This window comes from Serratia sp. BNK-12 (genome assembly GCF_047456085.1).
Taxonomy (GTDB): Bacteria; Pseudomonadota; Gammaproteobacteria; order Enterobacterales; family Enterobacteriaceae; genus Serratia; species Serratia liquefaciens.
Window position 1 is genome coordinate 4,611,540 of the sequence record NZ_CP179896.1, and the last position, 24,644, is coordinate 4,636,183.

General features: G+C 56.1%; 21 protein-coding genes. 13 read left to right on the forward strand and 8 right to left on the reverse strand.

Annotated elements, in window-relative coordinates; genetic code table 11:
* Positions 1-39: 39 nt before the first annotated feature.
* The 5 genes from ACMGG1_RS21530 to ACMGG1_RS21550 all read right to left on the reverse strand — a co-directional run bounded on the left by ACMGG1_RS21530 (position 40) and on the right by ACMGG1_RS21550 (position 4,097).
* Entirely contained in the window at positions 40-792 is a 753-nt protein-coding gene (locus ACMGG1_RS21530) for an energy transducer TonB (RefSeq protein ID WP_116691340.1), read from the reverse strand.
* Position 793: 1 nt separating this feature from the next.
* Positions 794-1,201 carry an ExbD/TolR family protein gene (locus tag ACMGG1_RS21535; RefSeq protein WP_020825056.1) on the reverse strand — a complete coding sequence of 136 codons (408 nt, stop codon included), beginning with the start codon at positions 1,199-1,201 and terminating at the stop codon, positions 794-796.
* A 513-nt stretch (positions 1,202-1,714) separates the two neighbouring features.
* On the reverse strand, positions 1,715-2,635 hold the full coding sequence (locus tag ACMGG1_RS21540) for a L,D-transpeptidase family protein (protein ID WP_041414166.1): 921 nt from the start codon (positions 2,633-2,635) through the stop codon (positions 1,715-1,717).
* A 171-nt stretch (positions 2,636-2,806) separates the two neighbouring features.
* The gene (locus ACMGG1_RS21545; protein ID WP_217331510.1) at positions 2,807-3,685 is read right to left on the reverse strand and encodes a helix-turn-helix domain-containing protein; all 879 of its coding nucleotides are present in this window, start codon (positions 3,683-3,685) and stop codon (positions 2,807-2,809) included.
* Positions 3,686-3,701: 16 nt separating this feature from the next.
* On the reverse strand, positions 3,702-4,097 hold the full coding sequence (locus tag ACMGG1_RS21550) for a hypothetical protein (protein WP_020825052.1): 396 nt from the start codon (positions 4,095-4,097) through the stop codon (positions 3,702-3,704).
* A gap of 116 nt (positions 4,098-4,213) precedes the next feature.
* Between ACMGG1_RS21550 and ACMGG1_RS21555 the strand changes: the two genes are divergently transcribed.
* Positions 4,214-5,032, forward strand: a complete 819-nt coding sequence (locus tag ACMGG1_RS21555; RefSeq protein WP_048762871.1) for an AraC family transcriptional regulator — start codon at positions 4,214-4,216, stop codon at positions 5,030-5,032.
* Between the two features lie 57 nt (positions 5,033-5,089).
* Here the strand turns inward: ACMGG1_RS21555 and ACMGG1_RS21560 are convergent, their stop codons facing one another.
* Positions 5,090-6,226, reverse strand: a complete 1,137-nt coding sequence (locus ACMGG1_RS21560) for a porin (RefSeq protein WP_142816015.1) — start codon at positions 6,224-6,226, stop codon at positions 5,090-5,092.
* 587 nt (positions 6,227-6,813) lie between these two features.
* Between ACMGG1_RS21560 and ACMGG1_RS21565 the strand changes: the two genes are divergently transcribed.
* Positions 6,814-7,890 carry a YncE family protein gene (locus ACMGG1_RS21565; RefSeq protein ID WP_048762869.1) on the forward strand — a complete coding sequence of 359 codons (1,077 nt, stop codon included), beginning with the start codon at positions 6,814-6,816 and terminating at the stop codon, positions 7,888-7,890.
* Between the two features lie 37 nt (positions 7,891-7,927).
* Here ACMGG1_RS21565 and ACMGG1_RS21570 read toward each other — a convergent pair whose 3' ends face one another.
* Both ACMGG1_RS21570 and ACMGG1_RS21575 read right to left on the reverse strand, forming a co-directional pair.
* Positions 7,928-8,227, reverse strand: coding sequence for a helix-turn-helix domain-containing protein (locus ACMGG1_RS21570; RefSeq protein ID WP_128865536.1), 300 nt, complete (start codon positions 8,225-8,227; stop codon positions 7,928-7,930).
* A gap of 103 nt (positions 8,228-8,330) precedes the next feature.
* Positions 8,331-8,645 (reverse strand): hypothetical protein, encoded by a 315-nt coding sequence (locus ACMGG1_RS21575; RefSeq protein WP_414161006.1) that lies wholly within the window; start codon positions 8,643-8,645, stop codon positions 8,331-8,333.
* Between the two features lie 258 nt (positions 8,646-8,903).
* On the opposite strand from ACMGG1_RS21575, the gene ACMGG1_RS21580 reads away from it, so the two are divergent.
* From ACMGG1_RS21580 to ACMGG1_RS21630, 11 genes are all read left to right on the forward strand, one after another.
* A complete protein-coding gene (locus tag ACMGG1_RS21580) occupies positions 8,904-10,283 on the forward strand; it encodes a glutamine synthetase family protein (RefSeq protein WP_371078742.1) in 1,380 nt (459 codons plus the stop codon).
* A gap of 33 nt (positions 10,284-10,316) precedes the next feature.
* Complete coding sequence (locus ACMGG1_RS21585; protein WP_201895781.1) at positions 10,317-11,027, forward strand: trehalose-6-phosphate synthase; 711 nt, start codon at positions 10,317-10,319, stop codon at positions 11,025-11,027.
* A gap of 364 nt (positions 11,028-11,391) precedes the next feature.
* The gene (locus ACMGG1_RS21590; protein WP_414161007.1) at positions 11,392-13,572 is read left to right on the forward strand and encodes a carbon starvation CstA family protein; all 2,181 of its coding nucleotides are present in this window, start codon (positions 11,392-11,394) and stop codon (positions 13,570-13,572) included.
* 67 nt (positions 13,573-13,639) lie between these two features.
* Positions 13,640-13,843: a YbdD/YjiX family protein gene (locus ACMGG1_RS21595; RefSeq protein ID WP_004953088.1), complete on the forward strand. Its 204-nt coding sequence runs from the start codon at positions 13,640-13,642 to the stop codon at positions 13,841-13,843.
* Positions 13,844-13,855: 12 nt separating this feature from the next.
* Complete coding sequence (gene yjiA, locus ACMGG1_RS21600) at positions 13,856-14,818, forward strand: GTPase (RefSeq protein WP_401423556.1); 963 nt, start codon at positions 13,856-13,858, stop codon at positions 14,816-14,818.
* Between the two features lie 418 nt (positions 14,819-15,236).
* Positions 15,237-15,521, forward strand: a complete 285-nt coding sequence (locus ACMGG1_RS21605) for a 2Fe-2S iron-sulfur cluster-binding protein (RefSeq protein WP_122076923.1) — start codon at positions 15,237-15,239, stop codon at positions 15,519-15,521.
* A gap of 15 nt (positions 15,522-15,536) precedes the next feature.
* Entirely contained in the window at positions 15,537-16,466 is a 930-nt protein-coding gene (locus tag ACMGG1_RS21610) for a diiron oxygenase (RefSeq protein ID WP_414161008.1), read from the forward strand.
* A 269-nt stretch (positions 16,467-16,735) separates the two neighbouring features.
* Positions 16,736-22,270 carry an amino acid adenylation domain-containing protein gene (locus ACMGG1_RS21615; protein ID WP_414161009.1) on the forward strand — a complete coding sequence of 1,845 codons (5,535 nt, stop codon included), beginning with the start codon at positions 16,736-16,738 and terminating at the stop codon, positions 22,268-22,270.
* A complete protein-coding gene (locus tag ACMGG1_RS21620) occupies positions 22,257-23,069 on the forward strand; it encodes a cyclase family protein (RefSeq protein ID WP_122076912.1) in 813 nt (270 codons plus the stop codon). The genes ACMGG1_RS21615 and ACMGG1_RS21620 overlap by 14 nt, the downstream gene beginning before the upstream one ends.
* Positions 23,066-23,803 carry a tryptophan 2,3-dioxygenase family protein gene (locus ACMGG1_RS21625; protein WP_122076910.1) on the forward strand — a complete coding sequence of 246 codons (738 nt, stop codon included), beginning with the start codon at positions 23,066-23,068 and terminating at the stop codon, positions 23,801-23,803. The genes ACMGG1_RS21620 and ACMGG1_RS21625 overlap by 4 nt, the downstream gene beginning before the upstream one ends.
* A gap of 70 nt (positions 23,804-23,873) precedes the next feature.
* Entirely contained in the window at positions 23,874-24,644 is a 771-nt protein-coding gene (locus ACMGG1_RS21630; protein WP_128865529.1) for a thioesterase II family protein, read from the forward strand.

Below are 24,644 nucleotides of genomic sequence, written 5' to 3' on the forward strand. Positions count from 1 at the left end.
TGTTTCCATCCCATAAAAATCAAACTGTTATGCCAGGCATCAAGGCGCCTGATAATTGAACGTGGCTGAAAATCTTTTGGTTGTCTGCCCGTTGAAAGCCTCAGTTGGGAACGGCTTCACCTGGCTGATACTTTGCAAACTGCTCAGCGCCGCGCGGTTGAGCAGCATGCTGGAAGCCTTATTGGTGATGCCGGAAGAGATCACCCGACCGCTGCGATCCACCTCCAGCCACACCTCGACGTTGCCCTGCGGCCGTTCAAGCGAAGCCTGCCGCCCGCTGGGATAGCGCTTGCGCTGCTCCAGCTCATGGCGCAATGCCTGCAGATAACCGTTTTCGATTGCCTGCGCATTCACCTTCGGTGCCGCTGGAGCCGGCGGAACGGGCTGTGCGGCGGGCTTGCTGACCAAGGTTCTCGGTGCTGCCGGCACCGCGGCGGGCCTGGCCTTTTCCACCGGCTTGGCTTTCTCTTTCACCGGCTTGGGTTTGGGTTTCGGCTGTGGCTTGGGCACCAGTTTGGCCTCGACAATCGGCTCAGGTGCAGGCACCACAGGTTCAGGAAGGGGCTCAGGTTCCGGCGGCGGTGGCTCGGGTTGCGGCGGGGTTTCCACCGGCGGCTCCGGTTCCGGCTGTGGCTGAGGTTCCGGCTCGACCAATGCCAGCTCCATGGCGGTTTCGTCATAGCGCGGCTGAATTTTCAGCGCCGCCTGTTGGCTGGCGAACAGCACGCAGCCCGCGACGATCAGCGCCGGCAACCAGCTGAAAAGGTGACGTGAGCGATAGAGCAGATACATGTCACAGCTTCCGTGTGGCGATGGAGACGGAGAAGAAACCGCCCTGGCGCAGGTTATCCATCACCGCGACCAAGCGCTCTACCGCAACGCCTTTGTCGCTGTTAACGATAATGGTGGTGGTCTGGTTTTCCTGCTGCTGCTGCTTCAGCGTGCTGACCAGCGCGCTCAGCGCTATCGGCTGACCGTCGAGCTGCAGTTGTTCCTCAGCGCCCAGGGTAATGATCGCCTTCTTCTGCGGCTTCAATTGCTGAGCGCTACCGGCGGACGGCAACTGAGTCTTCAGCCCAAGGGCCGGGATCACGTTCAGGCTAATCAACACAAAAAACACCAGCAAAAACATCATCACGTCGATCATCGGGATCAGTTCGATGTGCGCTTTGTTCTTTTTCGGCTCGTTCCAGTTACGCATGACACTCCCTCCCAAAAGCAAAGCAGCCAATATAGAGAGCCTATGTTTATCTTTTGTTACGTTTGTGTGATCTTATTTTCACAATACAGAGGTTTTGAGAGTTTTTTCTCAGGCAATCACTGGTCGGAGGGGATATATAACCAATTAATTAACGGTGATTTTTTGAGGAATAATTACCAGGAAGGACTTATAGCGGTGATGTATAGGCAGGTAAGCTGTGATTATTCTGACACTCTACAGCAAGATCTCCAGACCGCGTTTTTGCACCAGAGAAAAGAAGTTTCAGCGACGGGCCTCCCGACAGTTTCCTGTCGCAATTTGGCCCACCTACAGCTTCGCGATGTCCGTTTAAGGCAACGAGAAAATCTGTTTTTTGCTAACAGTACCGGACCTTTAAAGCGGCAGCGGCAGCGGTAACGAAAAGCAAAGAACTGCGGAGGCCTGCGCAAAACGGTGTTTTTTAGCCATAAAAAAAGACGCCCTAAGGCGCCTTTTCTACAGCGACTGAATCAATCAGTTCACTTTAACCGGCATACCGGAACGGGCTTTGATTGCCGCGTCCACTTCGCTCTGGTTAACCGCCGGGTCCATCATCACTTTGCCCACTGGCGCAGAGATGGTCAACGGCACCGGATCTTTGGACTTCAGCTGTTCTTCGTTAGCAGAGAGTGGGTTGTGCACTTCAATGTAACGGGAACCGTCCGGCTCAACGCTGGCTTTGATCGGCTCGTTGATGAACTGCACGCGAGTGCCGACCGGAACGTTTTCGAACAGGAACTTGATGTCGTCAGCACGCAGACGCACACAGCCGTGGCTCACGCGCAGACCGATACCGAAGTTGGCATTGGTACCGTGGATCGCATACAGACGACCGACGTACAGCGCGTACAGCCCCATAGGGTTGTCCGGACCGGCCGGGAATACCGCAGGCAGGATCTCGCCGTCAGCAGCGTATTCCGCACGCATCTTGGCGGTTGGCGTCCAGGTTGGGCCATCTTTCTTGCGCTGCACGGTAGTGGTCCAGTTCAGCGGCGTATCTTTGCCCAACTGGCCGATACCGATTGGCAACACGATCACGGTGTTGGTGCCTTTCGGGTAGTAGTACAGACGCATCTCGGCGCTGTTGATGATGATGCCTTCACGTGGCGCATCCGGCAGGATCAACTGCTGTGGGATGGTCAGAGTGCTGCCTGCTTTCGGCAGGAAAGGATCCACACCCGGGTTGGCTTCCAGCATATTGCTCAGGCCCATCTGGTATTGAGCGGCAAAGCTCTCCAGCGGCAGCTTGCTGTCTTCCGGTACGGTGATCTGGATGTTCTCACCCACCAGACGGCTGTCTTTGGCAGGCAACGGATATACAACGGCGAAGGCAGCCTGGCTGAAAGCCACCAGTGCCGTAAACAGGGTTAGTAACGCGCGAATGCTCATTTTCATCTTCGTGTTGGTAGTGGCCACTGGCAGTTATCAATATAGGTTATGCGGCCATAAATGACCGGATGCGCATTATATGTGCACATCGGCCTAAGTGTGAAACATTACCAGCGCAATATCGAACTTTTTTGTAACCTGGTGCAGCACGAAGAGGTTTTTCTGTGAAAACTGCCGTTAAAGCACAGCGGCCGGCGGTGACGTTCGGCGAATCGGGATCAGATATTCACAGCGGATCGCCGTACCGCGTGCATTACAAACCTCTCCCTGTGCCGGGTAAAAACGCTCGATATCCTGCCCGGGACGGCGCACAGCGTTCATCATGGGCATCGCGGAGTCGTACAGGCGATCGACGAAGTTTGGCAACTCTTCGACCTGCCCCTGATAGGTAAAGCTGGCGTAATCGCCCTGCTCGATCAGGATCTGCTCCCCTTCGGCCTGTTCATCTGCCAGCGCCAGTGTATAGGCCATGCGTTGACCATCAAGCTGTCGGTTGTCCGCTTCCAGACTGGTGAGGCCGTAGACTACCGCCGGTGGCGCGACTTCGGGTTGCAGCACCTGGTTCCAGACGTACTGGCGCAGCTCATTTTTCGAATGCTGCATTTGCCCCAGAGTGCAGCTGCGGCGCTGGGTACGCCCCACCAGCTGCATGGCCGGCAGAGTGACAATACTCCCCTGAGGCAATGGGCCTTCTGCCATCCGTAGCGGCGGCTGCATGCCGTGGCTGGACCAATCCGCGCTGCGGCGATAGCCGGCCGGCGGCAAACCGAACTGTTTTTTGAAGCAACGGGTGAAGGTCTGCTGGGAATCGAACTGGTACTTATCGGCAATGCAGGCCACGCCGGTATGGGTGAGCCGCAGCTCACGCGCGGCGGCGGTCAAACGTCTGCGCCGGGCGTAAGTGCCCAGAATATGGCCGGTCAACTGCTTGAACAGCCGCTGCAAATGCCATTTGGAGTAGCCGGATTTGGCGGCAATATCGTCCAGCGTCAGCGGCTGGTCGAGGTTTGCTTCAATCCAGGCCAGCAGTTGCGCAATTACCTGTTGCTGATACATGGCGCTTCCTTATTGATTATTGTTCCCGCTGCTCGAGCAGGCGTTGTGCCAGCTCATGGGCCTGTTGCTCACTGGCCACCACCATCACCGGATAACCCCAGAAACGGCTGGCGAAATCGACAAACTCTTCCGCCGCCTTTCGGCGCATGTCGTCCGGCTCGATCAGCACCATACCTTTGACCCACTTCGCTAACGCCTCACGGTGATCGCGTTTCCACAGGGCGACCTGGGTACGCTCGTCGCGATCCTGCTCACCGCTTTCGTCCATACGACGATCGCAAAGCAGCACAAACGGCTGTTCACGCTGCAGCAAGGTGCTGAATTCGGCAAATTCGGCGAGGGTATCTTTCGGTTCGCCGGCGGCTTGCTGACGCATCCAGACCAGTGGGAAGGTTGCAGAATCTAATGACATGAGATTTCTCCTAAGAGTTCGGAAACGTGCGCTTACTTTATCGGCGGAAGCACTAGACCACATTGCACAATCAGGACATAATGTTTTTCATTTACGCCAAATTGAGAATTATTCTCATGCCTTTTGTCACTCCACCGCTTTTCGATATCGATCGGGTGCCCCGGGCGGTTTTTGCCGTGCAGGGTTCCACCGTTAACAAGGATTGGGAAGTCGCCCATCACCGGCACCAAAAAGCGCAGCTGATTTATACGATGCGCGGCATGATCCGCTGCGAAGTGGAAAACGGCCTGTGGCTGGTTCCGCCGCAGTGTGCGCTTTGGATGCCCAGCAACGTGCTGCACAACGCTCAGGGTACCGGGGCCACCGAATGTTACGCGCTGTTTGTCGATCAGGCTGCCATCGCCGGGTTGCCGACCAGCTGCTGTACGTTGGCCGTTTCGCCGTTGCTGCGCGAACTGCTGTTGCAGGCCAGCGGGTTTGATCCGCTGTATGACGAGCAAGGCGCTGAAGGGCGGCTGATTGGCGTACTCTTGGATCAATTGGCCGCCGCGCCGATTGAGAACCTGCACTTGCCAGTCTCCAATGACGCACGCATTCGCCAACTGACCGAGCGCCTGCTGGCCGATCCGGCGGACAAGGCCACCCTCAGCCAATGGGCTCAGCGCATCGGCATGAGCGAACGCACCCTCAACCGCACCCTGCAGCAGCAAATGGGCATGAGCTTTGGCCACTGGCGACGGCAACTGCACGTGATGCTGGCGCTGCAACGCCTGACCAAGGGGGAGACCGTACAGCGGGTGGCGCTGGATTTGGGCTATGAGAGCGCCAGTGGCTTCGTCACCATGTTTCGCAAAGCCGTCGGCAAACCGCCGGCACGCTATCTGGCGGAGAAAACCGCGGCGGATCGGGCGCAGGGCGGTTGGATCACCCTGTGAAATAACCAGACAAAAAAGCCGGCAACGAGGCCGGCCTGGAAAGTTTGTCAGGAGCGATCAGAAGTCGTAGAACACCGTCACCCAGGTGGAGTCCGGTTCGTTGTCGCTGCTGTTGGCCAGCGTCCGTTCCACATACACCGACAGGCCGTAGCCGATGGTGGTACCCGCCCCAAGGTAAACGTGATTGGCGTGGTACTCTTCGTCGCCCTTCAATTGCAGCGAGTCCGCGGCCACATAAGGCTGGATCGATTTCAGGAAAGGCTTGTCGATATTAAAGGTATAACCGACAAAGCCTTCTACCCCGTAACCGCTCCCGGCGAAATAATGTGACAAGGTACGTTCACGGGTGCTCGGCACATAGTCTTTGTAATAGCTGGCGGTCCCGACGATATACCAGTTATTCGGTTGCCAGGTCAGCGCGGTGCCGGACAACTGCTGGTGATACTCTTTCTCGTTATATTGATTGTCTTTGATTTTTGCGTCGGTGTAGCTGTAGGCCGCGCTGAAGGTTAATTCCTTCGTCGCCTTATAATCAAACCCCAACCCACCGCCGCCTTTACGGCGATAGATGAGATTATCCGCCGTGTGCAAATCGTCTTCCGGTAATAAATAGTTGGCGTATAAGGTAACCGGCCCAAAATCATTAGTGTATTTCAGGCTGTTCTTCGGTTTATTACCGCCGTCGTAGTCGCCGGAAATGCCAATGCCGGTGCCGCCCGCATGACCATCGTTATCCCAGACGTCGCTTTTAATGCCGACAACCGAATAATAAATGCCGTATTGGTGACCAAAGGTTAAGGTGCCGTAGCGATCATCTTTGAAGCCGCCGTACAGCTGGCGCTGATAGTCGCGTTTGCCGTCTTCGTTGTAGTGGCCGTCCCAGCTCAGCGCGTGTGCCAGATCGACGCCCCACTCGTAGTAGCCGATAACCGAGGTATCCTGCGTCAGCGCATAGTCGCCGCTGAAGCGAAAGCGCGTGCCGCCATCATGACCATTTTTATAATATCCCGGCTCCGGGCCATTATTAAATATCCACTCGGGGCGAATACTGCCGCCAACTTTCAAACTCAGCGGTGCCAGCAACACATTGCTTTGCGGGTTTTTATCCAGAATGGTGATTTCTGCCCGCGCGCCGGCGGATAACGCCGACAGCACAACGCCGCCAATGAATATTGGCGTTTTTATATATCTCATTATTACCCCTGCCCGAAAAATTATTGTTATAAATACGGTGGTCTTGAGCCACGCATAAACAATTACCCGATGTGTGCAAATGACGCAAGTTATAAAAATTCATGTCATAACCTGAGATTATCCACCACAGGATGACTTTTTCACCACAAAAGTATTCAACTGTAATTCAATGCAAGACAATGTAATTAACCGCTCACATAACGTACAAAGCAGGAGTTTTTAACCCAAAGAAACCTCCGTTATTATCGGGTTTTTATTATAAGAGATAACAAATAAATATTATTACAGCGACCAAACAATAACGCAGCTAAATTAATTATTTGTTATCTGCCCACAAGGAAAATCAGGAAACCCACGCAGCGACACGGCAACGATCACCCTTCACCCACTCTTCACATTGTGATTTTCACCCCAGCCTGGGTAGAAATCACTCCCCTCCGGCATGAATAATGATTATTATTCGCAAACAGAAGGCCCGGCGCAACACGATGCGACCGGCCGGATTTTGCTTTGAATTCAATGTTGAGCTTTTTAGCCTCTGGGCAACCGCCCTGCGGCGACAGGCATTTTAACTCCATGGAGAGGTTATGAACTCTGCAACAACGACCAGCCGCCGCTTTGGCGCACGCGCCGCTTTCCCACTGCTGCTGCTCACTTCAATGCTGTTTTCCGCCCCGCTGCTGGCCCAGGGCGAGCCGGAACTGCTGCGCAAGCCCGTCGGCAAAGGCGCTTACGAGATGGTCTACAGCCAGGGCGAGAACGCGCTGTATCTGGCCACTTCGCAAAGCCGCAAGCTGGACAAAGGCGGCGTGGTGTATCGTTTGGATCCGCAAACGCTGGATATCACCCAGATCATTCACAACGATATCAAACCTTTCGGCGCGGCCATTAACAGCAAAACCGACACGCTGTTCTTCGGCAACACCGTCAATAACTCGGTCACTGCCATCGACGGTAAAACCGGTGAGGTCAAAGGCCGCCTGGTGCTGGATGCGCGTAAACGCTCCGAAACGGTAAAACCGCTGGCACCGCGTGAGCTGGTGGCCGACGCCACCACCGACACCCTGTATATCACCGGGCTGGGTGAATCCAGCGTGGTTTGGGTGGTAGACGGCAAAGACCTGACCCTGCGCACCACCATCACCGAAACCGGCAAATACGGTACCGGTCTGGCACTGGATGCGGCCGCAAGCCGCCTGTACGTGACCAACGCCGACGGCGAGCTGGTGACTATCGACACCAAAACCAACAAGGTGCTCAGCCGCAAGAAATTGGACGAGTCCAAAGAGCACTTCTTCCTGAACATCAGCCTGGATCCTGCCACGCATCGCGCCTTTATCACCGACTCCAAGCAGGCCCAGGTGCTGGTGGTCGATACCCGCGACGGCAAGATTCTGAGCAAAATCGACGTGCCGGAATCACTGGCGGTCCTGTTCAACCCGACGCGCAATGAGGTGTATGTCACCCATCGTCAGGCAGGCCAGGTCAGCGTGATCGACGCCAAGAACTACAAGCTGCTGCAAACCATCAAGACCCCAACCCACCCGAACAGCCTGGCGCTGTCACCGGATGGCCAGACGCTGTACGTGAGCGTCAAACAGGCTTCCAGCCGCGAGAAAGAAGCCACCGCGCCGGACGACGTGATCCGTATCGCGTTGAAATAACGGCATAAGGGCGCCCCGGCGCCCTTTTTTGATCGTTTTAAACCCTAAATCCTACGTGTTTGCCATCCGGCAGTTCGATATCCAGCCGCAGTGTTCCGCCCATCGCTTCCACATACCGTTTTAATGTCGAAATCTTCAGTTCATTGCCACGTTGCTCTATAGCGGCAACAGAGGGTTGCGAAATACCGAGTTTATTCGCCAGCGTTTGCTGTGAAATATCCAGTGCCTCCCGCACCTCATATAAGCGCGTTTCCAGCAGCATCTCCTCTGCCATTTCCTCAATTCGCTGCCTGCTATCAGGGGTACGCGAAGCTAACATTTCTTTTAAAGTACCCATTTAAGTGTCCTTTCAATACAGGTGTATACTGAACGACAAATTATAGACTACAGTCTATATTTACAACGCCATTTTTAAAACTGTACCGCCAAGAACCCTGCTGCTATGGCTTTCCCGCCAGCCCGTCAGCGTCCTGAACCACCGCCTTTTTAGTGGCTCGCTGGTAAAGGCACATCTCTTTGCCCGCTTTGTTATGCATAAACGCCTGCGGATAGCGCCCAGCGATCAACAGGGCCGAGTAACCGACGTCGTCACCATAATGGATAATGCTGCCGACGGCTTTGGCCCCTTTCAAACTGCTGGCTTTCAGGCAGGCGGTTTGCAGTGCTTTATCGCCGCTGGCCCATGCCGCTTCAGAGGAGGCCTCGGCGCTGAACGCCGTCATCACGGCGGCAAACACGATAAAAACTCTGATCATTATTTTCTCTCCTGAATAACGTCGCTCTCAGCAGTATATGCAGCTATTTATTCTTCGGCCATCAGAGCCACGCCCCTTATTTACACCTTTTTTATTCCGGCTATAAATAAAGTTACGGCGTTTTTACAGACAGGTTTTAGGGGCGCAGATAACATCATTACATCGCCAATATGGCCTTACGAGACGGATGCCTCATGTGTTTATCCCCTGCCCTGATAATAATTTCCCCCGCGGCTTTAATTCATTTCGGGGGCTGCCATGCATGCTAACGTTATTGGTTTCAACCCGCTGCTGGCAGATATTCCCGCTTCGCAGGCGCGTTCATTCCACAAAGAAGTAGAACAGTATTTACAGCGCTATCCGGACACCGAACACGTCGATATTTATCTCAACGATCTGAACGGTCAATTCCGCGGGAAACGGCTGCCTGTCGCCGAGGTGTTTACGCTGGATAAAGGCTGTTATTTCCCGCTGTCAATCTACGCCATGGATCTTGGCGGCCAGGTCATTGAAGAAAGCGGGCTGGGCCAGCAGGCCGGTGAGCCGGACAGGTTGTGTCTGCCGGTGCCCGGAACCTTGCGGCCCTGCGCCCGCGATCCGCAGCACCATGCCCAATTGCTGCTGACGATGAAAAATGCCGACGGCGACGCCTGCGAACTGGAGCCGCGCGTGGTGCTGCAACGGGTGCTCAAACGCCTGCATGCCAAGGGTTACTTCCCGGTCGTGGCGGCAGAGCTGGAGTTTTATCTGCAGGATCCGCAGCAGCAACCGGCTGACGCCGGACAGTGCCCGACGCAGAGTTTTTCTGTCGATGCACCGGAGCGCCACCAGGCGTTGCTCAATGACATCGAACATCAGGCCCGGCTGCAGGCCTTGCCGCTGACCGGCGTGGTCGCCGAAGCCGCCTCCGGCCAGTATGAGCTGAATCTGCATCACAGCGCTCGCGTACTGGAGGCCTGCGATCAGGTGCTGGCCCTGAAGCGGCTGACGCGCCAGATCGCCGAGAAACACCACCAGCACGCCTGCTTTATGGCCAAGCCCTGTGCTCAGGCCGCCGGTAGCGGTTTGCATTTTCATATCAGCCTGCAGGATGAGCAGGGCAACAACCTGCTGGCCAGCCTGCCGGGCGAGTTGAGCGCCACCATGATGCAGGTGATGGCGGGCATGCTGGCGCTGATGCCAGCCTCGATGGCGATATTCGCGCCCAACGTTAACGCCTTCCGCCGCTTTCGTCCCGGTATGCACGTGCCGCTGCGCGCCTCCTGGGGGCACAATAACCGCACGGTGGCGCTGCGTTTACCCTGCGCCGACCATGCCAACCAGCGCATCGAATACCGGCTGGCCGGGGCCGATGCCAACCCGTATCTGGCCGTAGCGGCGATGCTGAGCGGCATGCTGTATGGGCTGGAGCACGCGCAACCCCTGCCGCCGGCAGCCTGCGGCAACGGCTATGAAAATGGCGACGCGGTGGCACTGCCGCTCAGCCAGCAGGAAGCATTGACGTTATTCCGGCAAACTCCGCCGTTGCAGGAAAGCCTCGGCCCGGCGTTTGCCGCGCTGTGGCACACCTGCAAGAGCGCCGAGCTGCGCCGCTTTGAAGCGCAGGTCACCGAAGCGGAAACCCGCTGGATGCTTTAACCCCCTATTCGTAACCTGAACAAGGAACGCAGCATGTCTCGTTTGGTTTTGATCTCGAATAAGCAGTGTGACGGCAAGGATCTGGCCTGCGCTACGCAGGCCCTATCGCCTGACAGCCAGAGCGACGACGATCGCGGGTTGTGGCTGGGCTGGAACGGTGACGTACAGAACTTTGGCGATGCGCCGCTGCGCCCGGTCAGTTATCAGCACCGCAGCGGCTACGAGCAGGTGACCTTTCCGTTATCGACCGAGGAGTTTCACTTCCACTATCAGGGCTACTATCACGACGGCCTGTGGCCAGTGTTCCATAACCACCCGGAGAAGGCGCATTTCACGCCGGAGAACTACCGCGCTTATCGGCAACTCAACCGGCACTTCGCCGATATCGCCTGCGAGTATGTTTGCCCGAACGACATCATCTGTATTGATGATTACCAGCTGTTGCCCTGCGGCCAGGCGCTGAAAGAACAGGGGTTGCTGAACCCCTGTGCGTTCTTCTTCCATTTGCCGTTCCCGTCGACGGCGCTGCTCAGACAGATCCCCGAGCATCACGGCTTAATCGAATCGCTGTTTTTCTACGATCTGATCGGCTTTCAGACGCTCGACGACCGCAATAACTTTCTCAGTTATCTGACCCACGAATACCCGGTCGAAATGCTGCCCGACGGCCAGCTGCAGGTTAACGGGCACATCTTCGCCACCGGCATTTTCCCCGCCGGGATCAACACCAGAAAGATTTACTGACCCGGCCCTCGGTGGGGCGTTGCCACTCCCCCTGCAACGCCCAACCGCTCACCCCGGGATTTCAACCGTTCGGCACCCTATAGCACCGTTGACTGAAATTCGCATGTCTTCCCCTGTCCCAACCCGCAATGATGAGCTGTTCCTAAACTCGTCATACTTCAAGTTGCATCGTTGTTGGCTACGATTGCTCACCCGAATCACTTACTTATGTAAGTTCATCGGGCTACGCGCCCTTGCCGCCTCAATGCCACTCGAATTATTTAGAGTTCGTACCCGAACGTTATCCGCACCGGGCCGCGTGCCTGAAACATCTTATAAGCGGGTTAACTCACTCATTTTGCAGATTTGAACTAAGGACACCTCAATGAACAGAGAGGGGATTTTAAAACACATACCCTGGATGCTGCTGGGAATACTCGGCGCGTCCTGCCTGGGCGTGGTTGCGCTGCGCCGTGGCGAACACATCAGCGCGCTGTGGATCATCGTCGCCTCGGTGGCGGTGTATCTGGTGGCTTACCGTTATTACAGCCTGTACATCGCCACCAAGGTGATGAAGCTGGACGCCTTCCGCGCGACGCCGGCGGTGGTCAATAACGACGGCCTGAACTACGTGCCAACCAACAAAAACGTGCTGTTCGGCCACCACTTCGCCGCCATTGCCGGGGCTGGCCCGCTGGTGGGCCCGGTACTGGCAGCGCAGGTCGGCTACCTGCCCGGCACGCTGTGGCTACTGGGCGGCGTGGTGCTGGCGGGGGCGGTGCAGGACTTTATGGTGCTGTTCATTTCCTCGCGCCGCAACGGCGCTTCGCTTGGCGAGATAATCAAAAAGGAAATGGGCCCGGTACCGGGGACCATCGCGCTGTTTGGCTGCTTCCTGATCATGATCATCATCCTGGCAGTGCTGGCCCTGATCGTGGTGAAAGCGCTGGCGGAAAGCCCGTGGGGCGTGTTCACCGTCTGTTCCACCGTGCCGATTGCCCTGTTTATGGGCGTTTACATGCGCTTCCTGCGTCCGGGACAGGTGGGCGAAGTGTCGATCATTGGCATCGTGCTGCTGGTGGCTTCCATCTGGTTCGGCGGCGTGATCGCCCACGACCCGTACTGGGGCCCGGCGCTGACCTTTAAAGACACCACCATCACCTATACGCTGATTGGTTATGCGTTCGTTTCCGCCCTGCTGCCGGTCTGGCTGATCCTGGCGCCGCGCGACTATCTGGCGACCTTCCTGAAAATTGGCGTTATCGTCGGGCTGGCGATTGGCATCGTGATCCTCAACCCTGAGCTGAAAATGCCGGCGATCACCCAGTTTGTCGACGGGACAGGCCCGGTGTGGAAAGGCTCGGTGTTCCCGTTCCTGTTCATTACCATCGCCTGTGGCGCCGTGTCCGGCTTCCATGCGTTGATCGCCTCCGGCACCACGCCGAAGCTGCTGGCCAATGAAAAAGACGCGCGCTTTATCGGTTACGGCGCGATGCTGATGGAGTCCTTCGTGGCCATCATGGCGTTGGTGGCGGCTTCGATTATCGAGCCGGGCCTGTACTTCGCCATGAACACCCCGCCGGCAGCACTGGGCATCACCATGCCTGACCTGCACCGTTTGGGTACCGAAGATGCGCCGATGATCATGGCGTCACTGAAAGATGTGACCGCCCACGCGGCGGCGACCGTCAGCTCATGGGGCTTTGTCATCAGCCCGGAACAGATCCTGCAGACCGCCAAGGACATCGGCGAGCCTTCGGTGCTGAACCGCGCCGGTGGCGCACCTACGCTGGCAGTGGGTATCGCCCACGTGTTCCACCAGATCATTCCTGGTGCCAACATGGGCTTCTGGTACCACTTCGGTATTCTGTTTGAAGCGCTGTTTATTCTGACCGCGCTGGATGCCGGTACCCGTTCCGGTCGCTTTATGCTGCAGGACCTGCTGGGCAACTTCGTGCCGTTCCTGAAGAAAACCGACTCGCTGGTGGCCGGTATTGTCGGCACCGCCGGCTGCGTGGGCCTGTGGGGTTACCTGCTGTATCAAGGGGTGGTCGATCCGCTCGGCGGCGTGAAGAGCCTGTGGCCGCTGTTCGGCATATCCAACCAGATGCTGGCCGCCGTGGCGCTGGTGTTGGGTACCGTGGTGCTGATTAAGATGAAGCGCACCCAATACATTTGGGTCACCGTGCTGCCGGCGGTATGGCTGCTGATTTGTACCACTTACGCCCTGGGTCTGAAGCTGTTCAGCGACAATCCTCAGTTGGAAGGCTTCTTCTTCCAGGCTGGTGAGTACAAGCGCAAAATCGCCGAAGGCGGTGCCGAGCTGACCGCTCAGCAAGTGGCTAACATGAACCATATCGTGGTGAACAACTACACCAACGCCGGGCTGAGCATTCTGTTCCTGCTGGTGGTGTACAGCATCATCTTCTACGGGGTGAAAACCGCCATGGCGGCGCATAAAAACCCGAACCGCAGCGACCAGGAAACGCCGTACGTGCCGGTGCCTGAAGAAGCGCCCTCCAACGGCGTAACTGAGGGGGACGTCAAAGTTTCACCGCAGCACTGATGGTGATTTAACGGATACCCTGCATAATGAAAGCTGTTATGCAGGGTAATTTTTTGGGGAGAAGGCGATGTTCGGAAATCTCGGCCAGGCGGGGAAATACCTCGGTCAGGCAGCGCGCATGTTAGTGGGCGTGCCCGACTACGATACCTACGTCCAGCACATGAAAGACAACCACCCGGACAAACCGGTGATGACCTATAAAGAGTTTTTCCGCGAACGCCAGCAGGCCCGCTACGGTGGGGACGGCAAAGGCGGCATGCGCTGCTGTTAATAAGGACCCGTAATGAAACCCATCGCAGTCACCATTCTGACCGGCTTTTTGGGCGCCGGTAAAACCACTCTGCTACGCCATATTCTCAACGCCGAGCACGGCTACAAGATTGCGGTAATCGAAAACGAATTCGGCGAAGTGCCGATCGACAATGCGCTAATTGGCGACCGTGCCAGCCGCATCACCACCCTGAGCAACGGCTGCATCTGCTGCAGCAAATCCAACGAACTGGCCGATGCGCTGCTGGACTTGCTGGACGGCGTAGACCAGGGCCAGTTGGCGTTCGATCGATTGATCATCGAATGCACCGGCATGGCCGATCCCGGCCCGATCACCCAGACCTTTTTCTCGCACGAGATCCTCTGCGAACGCTTCCTGCTGGACGGCATCATCACCCTGGTGGACGCCGCACATGCCGACCAACAACTGACCCAGTTCAGCATCGCGCAGGCGCAGGTGGGCTACGCCGACCGCATTCTGCTGACCAAAACCGACGTGGCACCGGACTGCGAAGCGCTGATCCAACGCCTGCAGCAGATGAACGCCCGCGCACCGGTGTATAAAGTGACGCACGGCGATATCGATCTCAGCGTACTGTTCGACATCGAAGGCTTTGTGCTGAACGACAAGCTGACCCTGACGCCGCCGACGCCGCTGTTCCGCCGCATTCCGCAAGCGCAAAACAACATTGGCTCGATCGCGGTATACCACGACCAGCCGCTGGAGCTGATGCAGATTTCCGAAGTGATGGAAGGCCTGCTGCTGGAATACGCCGACAGCCTGCTGCGTTATAAGGGCATTTTGTCAATCAAGGACGAGCCGCGCCGGCTGTTATTCCAGGGCGTACAACGGCTGTATAACGCCGACTGGGATCGCGAGTGGCTGCCGGAGGAAGAGCGCCGCAGCACCTTGGTGTTTATTGGCGTAGATTTGCCTGAGGAGGAGATCCGGGGGCGGATTGGCGGGTTGGGTTGAGATAGCGACGTTGCGTACTGCACCAACCAAAGGGTAAGCGAAAGCTTGCCCTTTTTCGTTAACGGGGCGAGGTCCCAAGGTTGGCCTCCAACAGAAGTGAATATTCAACGCCCCCGCCGGCGGTCGATACCAAATAAAATAATTTTAAAATCAATTATTACAAAGACACTTCTTGCAATATGCACATCTGCACCTGTAAAAATAAAAAAAGAAATAATTAACGAATTAACCATTAAAAAATAAAAAGACAACGCAAATATTAATGAAATGTTAAAGTTATTAACCATTCATGTTGACAATAAACAACTCAGAAGCTACTGTTATTCCGCCATCAAGGCACATAAATAAAAATATCATTCAATCAGGGAAGAATAATGGACCCCACACCATTTAATTAATAGCCAAGGGAATCCCCGCCATGATTTCACAATCAAAAAACACCCACTATCAGGTTATTCTTGATGGTGAGGACACGGGTAGCTTTTGCTCCGAGAAGTCACTATTAGATAACTTTGAGAGTAAAGGCATCGATATTCCACATTTATGTCGCGCAGGAAAATGCGGCTGCTGCAAAATGTTGTTAGTCAAAGGTGAAGTGCGTCATGGAAAACAAAGCGCCCTGGCCGAAGATGAGCTTGAGGAAAATATTATATTAGCTTGCTGTGCCTATCCGCTGTCGGATATTGAAGTCGAACTCTACTAAAGAAGGATTCTTTCCGTGAGCATAATTGAAACAACCCTGAAAAAATGGGATCGCGCTGCTATTGTCCGTTCCCGTCCGCGTCGCATACTTAATGAGCAAGATTACCAATCCCGGCAATATTTCCCTACGGAACGCCTGCCGCTTTGCATGCACCCGCGCGTGGCAGCGTTGGGTGACGAAGCACTGCGCTATATTCAGGTCCAAACGCTTTATCACTATCTGAATGGCATTGCCAACATTGAGCTGGATATTATTAATGACTCAACCTACAAACTATACAAAAATACCGCAGGCGTCGATTTCCCCGCAGATATGCGCCTGGATGCATTAACCGTCGTTGTAGATGAGTCCTATCATGCTCTGGTCGCACTGGACCTTATCAATCAGGTCGAACAGATGACGGGCATAGCGCCGCTGAGCATGCCGAAAGACACCGAAGCGTCCTTCGCGCTCGCGCTCGCGCTTGGTCAGACCCCGGATGAACACCGTGAGTTATTCCGGCTGGTGTGCGTTTCCCTGTCAGAACAGGCGTTAACCACCGATCTCATCGATGTGATCGACAATGAAAATATTTTCCCCTCCTTCTATCAGATCATGAAAGACCATGTCGCGGACGAAGGCCGACACGCCCGCTTTTCTCAACAGATACTTGGGCATATATGGCACCACAGCGATACGCATGCAAAAGAGGCGATGAAACTCCCCATCCTGACCTTTATTGAACACTATACGACGGATGCCATCGCTAAAGAATTTAGCGCCCGGATGCTAGGTCATTTGAATATGGATGCAGAAGCCATCGCCGCCGTCATTCACGACACTTACCCACCTGCCGACACCAAGCCATGGGAAACCAATAATATTGTTACGCAGCAAATGCTGCTGGCACTGGATAAAGCGGGCATACTCGAAGACCTGCCGATTTCAAAAATAACGCAGGCATAAAACAGATAAACCGAATTAAAACTGGGCATCAACACCGGATGCTCACGTTACACTATTACTAGGAAGCCAATGTGGAACTATTAAACATAGTATTCTCAGGTGATATCCATTGCGGGGAAGCGCTCACCTCAGAAATACAAGAATATGGACATCATATTTACCCGTTATATTCACCCCGCCTACCCGCCGAAAAAATCGATCTGATAATAACGACAAACAATCATCAGGAGGAATTACAACGACTGCAGAAATTATCTGAAAACGTTCTGGTGATATCGTCCAATAAAGAAATAATCACCGATATTGATAGTTTACAAAAACAAGAATACTTATCCCTGTATTTTATTCAAAAAGAAAAAATCGGCTACCTGTGCGGCAGCCTGATACCCGATGCCCGGCATAGCCAAAGAAATAACGCAGCGCAGCTGAAAGACTTAATCTGCGACATAGTGGTCTCTCTGTCACGCGGCATACCGCCTGACAATATCAGCTTGCCTCCTCGCATCGGCCAGAAATGTTATTCCGCTTCGCCAGAACGCCTGCGCGCTTTGATCGTCACGCTTTTACAGCGGCTGGGTGACCAGACCCAGGGGCGTTGCGCGACCGATCTCTGTTTCGTCACCTGGCGAAAAGAAGCTGACTTCCATACCCTTGCCGAAGATCAGGTCACGCCGGAGAATCAAAACCTGCGGCATTTCTTCTTCAATGAAACCGGCATTCTCAAACAAAACCGATACGCGCAAACCCATGCGATGATCTCCCTGACCCCCGCCGGTGATGGCGTGTGGGTCACGGTCACCGGGGACGATGCCCGTTTCCAACGCTTCACCGACTATCTGGACGCGCTGCTCACCTCTGAGGACGATCCCGCTACCGCGCCGCTGGTCATTTCGCCTGATGAAATACGCCAGTTGGCGTCCTTCAATGATACCGCGGACGCGACCCTGCTTTCCCAAGATATTGTCACCCTGTTTCGCCGTACGGCGGCGGCAAATTCGGCGCTTATCGCCTTGCATGCCGACGACAGAGAATACAGCTATGCTGAGCTCGATGACGCTTCTGACAGAATGGCTTGCTGGCTGCTCGAACACCGCGGCGACGTAGACGGCCACGACATTATCGCCGTATCCATGCAGAAATCCGCCCTGCTGCCAATCGTGATGCTGGGCATCCTGAAAAGTAATAAGACCTATGTTCTGCTCGACCCGCAGGCCCCGGCAACCCGCAATCAGAATATCCTTGATGATGTGCGGCCCACGCTGATCCTGGCCGATACCCTTCTGCAGGCGGGGAATGCGCCGTGCATTGATCCGGCAACCATTAATTACCAGGCAATGACCCTGCCGGCGTCACATCTTCCCCGGCTGTCTGATGGCCTGGCTTACCTCTGTTACACCTCGGGCACCACCGGCAAAGCCAAAGGCGTCATGATCACTCGTGAGGGGCTTGCCAATGTCGCGCAAAACCATCGCGACTTCATGCGGTTGGAAACCGGCAGTAAAGTCCTGTCGATTGCCTCTCTGGGTTTTGACGCTTTTGGCTGGGATGTTTATGGCGCCTTGATCAGCGGATCAACGCTCTACCTCGCCCCTGCGGCATTGCATACCGAAACCGATGCCTTATTCCGTTACCTCGCGCTGCACGAGGTGAACCATATCACCATTACCCCGGCCATCCTTGAGTTGCTGCCGCGTGAAGCCTGGCGCGGATTAAAATCGATGATTGTGATGGGCGATGCACCGCCGGCGGATGTGGTGGCCTGGTGGGCGGAGCAAACTCGTCTGTGCAACGGCTATGGCCCGACAGAGGCCACCATCGCCACTTCTTTGTGCGAATACCAGCCCGGCGTGGCCTGGAACTGCATTGGCAAACCGCTGAAGAATTACCGCTGCCATATCCTGGATGCGCACAATAATCTGCAGCCCCTCGGCTTCGAGGGTGAATTGTGCATCGCCGGCCACGGCCTTGCCCGCGGTTATTTGAATCAGCCCGAATTGACCGGCGAAAAATTCATCACGTTCGCCCTACCCGGCAGTCAGGGTAAAGAACGCATTTACAAAACGGGCGATATCGCCAAATGGGATAAACAGGGCAATATTATTTTTATTGGCCGCAAAGACCATCAGGTCAAGATCCGCGGCGTACGCATCGAAATTGGCGAAGTGGAAACGGCCATTCGCACCCATCCGCAGGTAGAAAGCGTGTGCGTGGTAGCCAAACCGCAGGCCGCCGGCAAAGCGCTGGTGGCGTTTGTGCAAGCGTCGTCGCCGGCGTTGACCGCCGATGGCTTGCGGCATTCGCTGGCCCCTTTGCTGCATGCCGCCGCCATTCCGACCGCTTTCGTTTTCTTGCCTGCATTGCCGTTGACCACCAATGGCAAAGTGGCGCGCCAACGGTTGGAAAACTGGGTTATAGAAGACAATGACGGCGATATGGCGCTGCCGGAAACCGAAACTGAAGTGATCCTGGAGCGCATCGTGACCGAGGCCATCGGTTGTACCCGCGCCGACGTCACGCAAGACTTTATCTGCCTGGGTGCACACTCACTTACCATGAGTAAAATCGTTTCGCTGGTCGCCCGGGATTTGTGCTGTCGTCTGAATATCGCCGACCTTTTCCAAAACAATACGATACGCAAGCTGGCGGAATATATTGAGAATAAGGCGGTTTCCGCAGACAGAGCCGTTCCCATCGGCGAGCAACGCCGGGCGGCGCTCAGCCCCCAGCAAAATTTACTGTGGTACCTGAGCGCGCTGAATCCTGATGATTGCAGTTATAACCTGCCCATTGCGGTGGAGATCCGCGGGCCGCTAAATCTTTCGCTGTTCGAGCAGGCCATCAATTTCATTTATGAAAAACATGAAAGCCTGCGTACTCAATTTGGCGAGGCTCAGGGCATCGCCTATCAGCATGCCCTGCCGCATATTCCCATTAACCTTGCCGGGCATACCCTTACCGGGCAGCATCCGCCTCTGGAAGACAGGGTGAAACAGCTTTGCGCCGTCCCCTTCGATATCACCCACCGCCCGCCGGTCACCCTGCGTTTGGTGCAGTACCATGACCAGCACCATGTGTTAGTGTGGGTGAAACACAACATTCTGACCGATGCCTGGAGTGAGGACCTCATCCTCAACGATCTTTGGCGGCAATACAATCATCTGTGCGGCGGAGGCCCCTACGCACTGCCAGCGCCAGAGGTTCAAACAATTGATATCGTCAATGATGCCGGGGAACCCCACCTCGAGAGCGATATCGCCTACTGGCAGCAAAAACTGCACACGTGCAGAGAGTTGGATTTCCCCCTGGACATGCCTCGCCCCCTGGCACCGACGCATGCCGGCGAACGCATATGCCGCCGGTTGGATCCCGCCATCGCGGGGCTGCTGGAACAGCGCGCCAGGGTATTGGGCGCGACTCCCTTCGTTGTGCTTACCGCAGCGCTGACCTATCTGCTGAGTAAATACGCCAACCAAGACGATATTGTCATTGGCAGCGCCATCGCCGCGCGCGACAACCTTTACCTCGAGCAGGTGAGCGGATTCCACGTCAATACCGTACCGCTGCGCACGGTACTGAGCGCGAGTGACACCCTGGCAACCCTGATCGGTAAAATGACGGAAACCTGTACGGGCGCCTATCGGCACCAACAGCTGTCCTTCGACCGCATTCTCCACCAGCTTGATTATGAGCGCGTATCGAACAAAAACCCGCTGTTCCAAATCATGGCTATTCTGCAAAACGCCGGGGACGTGTGTCAGGCCGGCCTCCATGACTGCTCATTGCAAAAATTGCCGGTGTCTTCGGGTTTCTCGATGTTCGACATGACCTGGAACTTCAGCCTGGCCGCAGACGGCATCAGCATTGAGCTTGATTACGCCAGCGAATTGTTCCACGCCGCCAGATTGCAGATGATGCTGAACAATTATGAACAGGTGCTGCATCAGTTGCTGACGCAATCCCCCTCGATGGCGCTTGCCGCTATCAACCCACTCAGCGAGGCAGAGCAAACCCGACTTTTACAGCTCGCAAGCAATACGACGCAGAGCGCGCGTGGGACGCTGATCGAGCAAATTCATGACCTGGCACGCAGGCAGCCGGATTCGCTGGCGGTGAGTTGCGAAAAAGAGAGTTACAGCTACGAGCAACTGTGGCGCCTCTCTGAGCATGTCGCCCATTACCTGAGCGCGCTGGACAGCAACGCGTTTTCTGTCGGCATCATGATGGAAAAGAGCTGCAGGGTGGCGGCGCTGATCCTCGGCGCGCTCAAGGCCGGCAAATACTATATTCCCATTGATGTCCATTACCCGGCGGATCGCGTGCGGTACATGATTGACGATGCGCGCACGAAAATCCTGGTCACCGACGAAGCAAACGCCGCAGTGCCGGCGGATTGCCCGCACGTGACTTTCGAGTCAATACTGTCTGCCCGCCCCGCCGTTGAGCAAACGCGTTCGAACGGAGAAAAGGATCCGCTGGCTTACATCATCTACACCTCCGGTTCTACCGGCAACCCGAAAGGCGTGATGATTAGCCACAGCAATCTGAACAATTTCACCAATGACTTTGCCGACCGGCTGGCCCTGGGGCCTGCTGACAAGATGTTGAGCCTGACGAGCATCAGTTTCGATATTTTCGGTCTGGAGCTGTTTTGCTCTCTGGCCTCGGGTGCTCATGTCGTGCTGTGCCCGCGGGAAACCGCCATGGATCCCGTCAGGCTTTATCATTTTATCGAGCAGCAGCAACCCAGCGTCATTCAGGCCACCCCTACCGTCTGGGGCACCATCGTCAGTCATTTACCGGCGGCGGGCAGCCGACCGCTGACGGTGCTGTGCGGCGGCGAGAAAATGCCCGTCGCACTGCTTTCACAACTGCGGCGCATCGCCACTCAGGTGCTGCAGGTCTATGGGCCGACGGAAACCACTATCTGGTCAACCTGCGCCGATCTGACCTTTGAGGGCGACAGCACCTGCATCGGCACGCCGATAAACATGACCGAGGCTTTCATTATGGACTCGACCGGCGGCCTGGTGCCCAGCGGCGCTTTCGGCGAGCTTTGCCTGGGCGGTGCTGGCGTATCTCCGGGCTACTGGAACAACGGTGCGCTGAGCGCCCAGGCGTTCGCCAAACGCCAGGTCCTTGGTACCGTCCATTACCTGTATAAAACCGGCGACATCGCACGCTTCAACAGCCGTGGGCAATTGGAATATCTGGGCCGTAACGATCACCAGGTAAAAATTCGCGGCCATCGCATTGAGCTCAGCGAGATCGACCTCAATTTATCCGCCATGGATAGCATCGCGCATGCCTTGAGCCTGATCGTCGGAGAAGGGAATAACGCCAGGATCGTCAGTTATCTGCAAATGGAGCCCGGCGCGGAGTTAAACGAGAAATCCGTGCGCGCGGCGTTGAAAAGCAGGCTGCCCAACATCATGATCCCCTCCAGCTTTATGGTGCTGTCCGCTTTCCCGCTGACCAATAACAACAAGATCGACGTTCGCAGGCTACCTGCCCCGACGATAACCTACTCGGCCTCCGAAACGGATTACGTGCCGCCGGCCAGCGACGCGGAACACGCCATGCAGGAAATCTGGCAAGCCGTGTTGATGCAGGAACACATCAGCGTGACGGACAGTTTTTTCAGCCTGGGCGGCAACTCGCTGCAGATCCCACGGCTATTGCACGCCATTCGCCAGACGATGCACATTTCCCTCACTATTCGCGAATTCATCCTGCACAGCCAAATTCGCGAGTTGACCGCGCTGGCGCTCACCAAAACCAGGGAGGAAGCGGATGGAGTGCATTGAGGTGACCTACCGCGGCCGGCGCCACCGAGTGCATCACCATGAGCGGATCCCACTGTCCGCCATGCTGAAATTCGGCGACAACCCAACCAATATCTACGGCGTGGCACCGGCGAGCGCAGCGCCCCTGCGCTACGGCGATTCGCTGGCCAGCGTAGAGCATGGGGGGGCATGCAATGCCTCCCGCATCTCTTTGGTGCCGCATTGTCACGGCACCCACACGGAGTGCGCCGGGCACATCATGCCTGGCGAACATAACGTGGCAGAGTTGGTTTTCGAGCCATTCATTGCCGCCACGCTGATTCGGGTACCGCTGCAAAGGGCCGGCGAGATGTCGGAAACTTATAATGCGAGCGCCCGGGGAACGGACCTGGTCATTACCCGCGCGGCGATCGACGATGCCCTGTCGCAGGTGGCGCCGCATTATCTTCAGGCGTTGGTGATCGCCGCCAAAGCGCCGAGCTGGCGGCTGGCGGATGAAATACCGCCTTATTTCAGCCACCAGGCGATGGCGCGCATCGTCGAGCTTGGCGTACATCACCTGTTGGTTGATGTGCCTTCGATTGACCGATTGCACGATGACGGCAGGATGGACAACCACCGCTGCTTTTGGGGAATGGGCCTGCCAACGGCGGAGGCGTGCGCAAGATTGCGCTGCTCCGTAACGGAAATGGCGCAGGTTTCGCCGGCAACCCCGGCCGGTAGCTATTTCCTGTCATTGCATTTGCCGGATTGTTCGGGCGACGCCCTCCCCAGCAAACCAATTTTGTTTCCGTTCTCCCAAGGGAATGACGCAGCATGAATTACTCAAGTTATTTGCAGTTAAATCAGCTACTCGCTTTGCAGCAACCGGCCTCGCCGCCGAGCGAACACCGCAACGAGAACCTCTTCATCATTACGCATCAGACGTATGAACTGTGGTTCAAACAGCTGATCGATGAGCTCCACTGCCTTATCGATCTGATAGAAAACGGCGACATAGCCGCCGCAAACAATGGGCTGATCCGCATCAACGCCATCACGAAAACCGTGGTGAACCAGATTGAGGTGATTTTCACGCTGAAATTCCATGAGTTCCAAAAATTTCGCGGTTACCTCGGCTCCGCCAGCGGATTTCAGTCCTACCAATTTGCGGGCATTGAGGCGCTGTTGGGTAAAGCGAACGGTAAAAAGTTGCAGCAGTACGGTGAAGATCCGGCCATTCAGAAAATGCTTGGCGCGATCATTCGCCCAATCTCGCTCTGGCAAGCGGTTCAGCGCCACCTGCTGCTGCTCAACGATCGCCAGGGACAGCAGGCCGAGTCCTTCAAGGCCATCATAAAAACCGTGCTGGAGGAAGCTTCCAGCGAGTCGCTGTTGCTGAATCAGCTGCTGGATCTGGACTCACTGCTGCAGGAATGGCGCTATCGGCACGTCAAGCTGGTGGAAAGAACCATTGGCCAACGTAAAGGCACCGGCGGGTCCGCCGGTTCCGACTACCTGAAATCCACGCTGTTTACGCCGATCTTTGACGAACTGTGGGAGGCGATCAACTGATCGCCTTAGCCGAAAATCCGGGGATCGCGCGATCCCCTTCCCCTTCATCCTGAACGGCGATTAACCTGCCATGCACAACATACCCTTCCGGGGAGCCGAGCGATGCCTGAAAGCGCTGACCCCCACACGCCAGGGCAAATTGCGACTGATTTGCTTTCCTCATGCCGGTGGCAGCGCCGGCACCTTCCGCGCCTGGAGCAGCCTGCTGCGCTCGGACATCGAGCTGTTCGCCATGCAATATCCCGGGCGTGAAGACCGGGCGGACGAAGCGCCGGCGTGCCAGCACCGCGGGCTGGTGGCCGAACTGCAGCAGGCGTTGGCCCCCCTGCAGGACAAACCCTGCGTCTTTTTCGGACACAGCCTTGGCGGCCGGTTGGCCCTGGCAACCGCACTCTCAGCCAGGCTGCCGCCCATAGGGTTGATCGTGTCCGCCTGCTCCACACCCTACGCGGCAAAGCACGGTCATTTGCTGCGCCTGACGCGCAGCGCGCTGATTGAAACACTTCACGAGTCCGGGCAAACGGCTGCAATCACCGATGAAAACGCCGACCTGCTTGACGCCTATTTGCCGCTGATCCGCGCCGATCTCCTGCTTGCCAGCCAGCTTATTTTCCCACGGGAAACACATTTGCCGATCCCGCTGGCGGTTTTTTATGGCGAGGACGATCTTTGGGTCGACAGGCAGGATCTGGCGGATTGGCGGTTGCTGGCCGGGGGCGAAGTGCATGAACGACGCTTCCCCGGCAGGCACCTCTTTTTGAACGAACAGCGCAATGCGGTGATAGAGGCGCTTCATACCTTGCTGGCGGGCCCGCTGAGTGCCCCGCCAACTCCCCGCTGA

What these genes read in the sequence shown, in the direction of transcription:
- ACMGG1_RS21555 (WP_048762871.1), top strand. Translation starts at nt 4,214, where the DNA reads ATGCCTTTTGTCACTCCACCGCTTTTCGATATCGATCGGGTGCCCCGG.
- ACMGG1_RS21595 (WP_004953088.1), top strand. Translation starts at nt 13,640, where the DNA reads ATGTTCGGAAATCTCGGCCAGGCGGGGAAATACCTCGGTCAGGCAGCG.
- ACMGG1_RS21540 (WP_041414166.1), bottom strand. Translation starts at nt 2,635, where the DNA reads ATGAAAATGAGCATTCGCGCGTTACTAACCCTGTTTACGGCACTGGTG.
- ACMGG1_RS21550 (WP_020825052.1), bottom strand. Translation starts at nt 4,097, where the DNA reads ATGTCATTAGATTCTGCAACCTTCCCACTGGTCTGGATGCGTCAGCAA.
- yjiA (WP_401423556.1), top strand. Translation starts at nt 13,856, where the DNA reads ATGAAACCCATCGCAGTCACCATTCTGACCGGCTTTTTGGGCGCCGGT.
- ACMGG1_RS21625 (WP_122076910.1), top strand. Translation starts at nt 23,066, where the DNA reads ATGAATTACTCAAGTTATTTGCAGTTAAATCAGCTACTCGCTTTGCAG.
- ACMGG1_RS21580 (WP_371078742.1), top strand. Translation starts at nt 8,904, where the DNA reads ATGCATGCTAACGTTATTGGTTTCAACCCGCTGCTGGCAGATATTCCC.
- ACMGG1_RS21575 (WP_414161006.1), bottom strand. Translation starts at nt 8,645, where the DNA reads ATGATCAGAGTTTTTATCGTGTTTGCCGCCGTGATGACGGCGTTCAGC.
- ACMGG1_RS21570 (WP_128865536.1), bottom strand. Translation starts at nt 8,227, where the DNA reads ATGGGTACTTTAAAAGAAATGTTAGCTTCGCGTACCCCTGATAGCAGG.
- ACMGG1_RS21620 (WP_122076912.1), top strand. Translation starts at nt 22,257, where the DNA reads ATGGAGTGCATTGAGGTGACCTACCGCGGCCGGCGCCACCGAGTGCAT.
- ACMGG1_RS21545 (WP_217331510.1), bottom strand. Translation starts at nt 3,685, where the DNA reads ATGTATCAGCAACAGGTAATTGCGCAACTGCTGGCCTGGATTGAAGCA.
- ACMGG1_RS21560 (WP_142816015.1), bottom strand. Translation starts at nt 6,226, where the DNA reads ATGAGATATATAAAAACGCCAATATTCATTGGCGGCGTTGTGCTGTCG.
- ACMGG1_RS21630 (WP_128865529.1), top strand. Translation starts at nt 23,874, where the DNA reads ATGCACAACATACCCTTCCGGGGAGCCGAGCGATGCCTGAAAGCGCTG.
- ACMGG1_RS21605 (WP_122076923.1), top strand. Translation starts at nt 15,237, where the DNA reads ATGATTTCACAATCAAAAAACACCCACTATCAGGTTATTCTTGATGGT.
- ACMGG1_RS21590 (WP_414161007.1), top strand. Translation starts at nt 11,392, where the DNA reads ATGAACAGAGAGGGGATTTTAAAACACATACCCTGGATGCTGCTGGGA.
- ACMGG1_RS21585 (WP_201895781.1), top strand. Translation starts at nt 10,317, where the DNA reads ATGTCTCGTTTGGTTTTGATCTCGAATAAGCAGTGTGACGGCAAGGAT.
- ACMGG1_RS21565 (WP_048762869.1), top strand. Translation starts at nt 6,814, where the DNA reads ATGAACTCTGCAACAACGACCAGCCGCCGCTTTGGCGCACGCGCCGCT.
- ACMGG1_RS21530 (WP_116691340.1), bottom strand. Translation starts at nt 792, where the DNA reads ATGTATCTGCTCTATCGCTCACGTCACCTTTTCAGCTGGTTGCCGGCG.
- ACMGG1_RS21535 (WP_020825056.1), bottom strand. Translation starts at nt 1,201, where the DNA reads ATGCGTAACTGGAACGAGCCGAAAAAGAACAAAGCGCACATCGAACTG.